Genomic DNA, 2,465 nt, shown 5'->3' with positions numbered 1-2,465 from the left:
GCTTCCTCACGTGCAGCTTTTTCAACTTCTTCTTTCGCTACCCGCTCAGCTTCAATTTTCGCTAATCGCTCAGCTTCAGCTAGCTTCTGATTGTAGATAGAATCACTTGGCATATTCACACGAACATCAATCCAGTGACCATTGGGGATATCTACTGGAGCATAGCTTTCGAGTTCATCGCCGTTTTCGTCCATGAATTCAGGGTAAGTGATAAGTCGTTTCAATAATACCGGTGGTGGTAAATCGGAGTGCTTACGATAGTTTGTTTCAATGATGATATCGCCATCGGATAATACTTTGTAATCGACCCAAAGCAATTCCAATCCGTTAATACCCAAAGGAGCAACTAACCCACCATTGTACCCGCCCCAGCTAGCATCCGAATTCATACCGAGAGTGCCTTTTAACTTGTAGCGACCGGTACCCAGCTTTTCGAGTTCTACGCCTTCTGATTCTTCGTTTAGTTCGATGTGGTCTGCGAAAACTTTAATGATTGGGGATGCAGCTTTTAGATTTCCGTTTGCATCTTTTGTTGTATTTGCCTGTGTATATGCATAAATCCAACCATCATCCCAAACTCCATTTAATTGACTTCGTGTCGCTATATTTCCTTTCCAAAAGCCTAATTGTGTTGCGCGACCAGATTCCCTTTGTAAATGCAACACCGATCCCCACGGCAAACTGTCAGGTGGCGTTCCGGGAACACCGGAGCCTTTTAATACCCCAGTGGTTGTGACTCCGTCATAACCGGTACCTGCTGGGACAGTAATTGCAACCCCACCAAAACCGTAATCACCAACTTGCATCAATGTTCCACTGGCATTTGGTAAAATGTGCTCTCGCCAAGGCCCTCCCTTTCTTATTGATGTTAGTTTTGGTTTGTTGTCATCTGTAGCTTGTATTTCAAGAGCTATGTCACTATCTTTATTGGTCGCTCTTATTTTCCCAGATGTCGATTTTATTAAATCGTTAGCGAATACAGTGCCGTTTACTATTCCACCTTTCTTATCAAATTTTCCATCAATCAAATTCTTCAGTGCAATGATGCTTTCGAGCCTTACCGTTTCCCCAGTCGGAGTTTTAATTTCAACAATGCCGTCTTGCGTTAGCCATGCATCCATGTTGCGCAGGAAATACTGAATGTACTGCTGATTAGCTAGCATTTTGCGAACACCATCGCTCATGCTGTCTTGAACGAAAGTCGCAATCTGATACTTGGCTGCTGCGGCTGCTACTGGTACCGGATAGGTTAAGTTAATCTCGGTATCTGAATTCACAGATAGCACATTGTTAAAGTACACAACGTTATTGATGAGATAAGAGATTGGGCAACCTTCTGAGATACCGTTTAAGTTATCTTTCCAACGCGTTCCGGTACCTTTTATTTTTGTTTGTCCTGCTGTGGTTGTGATTGTGCCTGTTTGATAAATCATATTAACTCCAAAATTTTGACGCAAAAAAACCGCTTTCGCGGCTTATCGTTGAATTGGTATTTAGAAGTAGTCGTTGAGGTCTATGGCGTAGCTGCCGCCGTAGATTATTTTTTGGTCATAGATATCCATTGATGACCCTGTGTATATTGGGTAACTTCCAATCGTCCACAAACGAGCACCAATGAGCTTATTTCCAGAAACTTTATAACCGCCGGCAAATATGTTGTATGAATCCCTTTCTTCTTCAACCCAAGGCGATGGCGTATCAAATGTAAACATTGGCGCTGCGAATGAGCTCGTCGCTGAATTTTTGTTAAGTGTAAGTTGATGTCCATTTTTAACGAATGGGACGTAATCAGAGCTGTACGTAACTTTACCTGCACTGTTCCATATAGTTAGCCCATCTGCTGGTTGCAAATTGAGCCCGTATGAAAAAATAACAATGTATACATCACCTGCCCCATTAGACCATACCTGTTTATTTGCCCGGTCATATCTCAATACATGGCTTGACGATGCAGGACGCATAAAAACACAGGCTGAATCACGGTTCGGGATAGTGGCAGGCATTGACCATTTTTGCCGGTCAGTTAAGCGAATTTTTTCTCTAAATACACAGTACGATAAATCACTTTCTTGCGTTATCCCCCTAAAATTATCGATTGCACCATCAATGCCATTAATGAATATTCCATATGTGTTTTTAGGCACCTCTTTTAGGGTGCCAAATAACATAAAGTGAGACTTCCCATCATTACCTGGTAACCATCCGCCACCCCAGTCTATCTGGCTATACTCACATCTGAACGTATCCCCATCCACCCACCATCGACTAATTAAAACTTTAGATACATAGCCATAAGCATTAAACTGACATATTGACATTGGCACAATTACAACGTCGTACTTTGACAGTCCGGGGATATTAAAGCTTTTCACTTTATTGTATTTATCACCAGACCACGGATCGACGGTGATTTTTTTAATGAATGAAAGGGGGAATGTTTTGTTCGTGATTTCAATCGGTTTACC

The 2,465-nt window shown here is 42.1% G+C and carries 2 protein-coding genes; both read right to left on the bottom strand.

Going from position 1 to position 2,465, the window contains the following annotated elements:
* Positions 1 to 1,433, bottom strand: a 1,433-nt coding sequence (locus tag PR795_RS18045; RefSeq protein WP_272516984.1) for a phage tail fiber protein, incomplete at its 3' end; no start/stop codon positions are given.
* Between the two features lie 60 nt (positions 1,434 to 1,493).
* Positions 1,494 to 2,465 (bottom strand): DUF6453 family protein (locus PR795_RS18040; RefSeq protein ID WP_272516983.1); only part of this gene is annotated, 972 nt, incomplete at its 5' end.

Origin of the sequence: Providencia sp. PROV209 (assembly GCF_028479485.1) — a bacterium.
Lineage (GTDB): Bacteria > Pseudomonadota > Gammaproteobacteria > Enterobacterales > Enterobacteriaceae > Providencia > Providencia alcalifaciens.
This window is presented reverse-complemented; position numbering and strand designations above follow the sequence as displayed.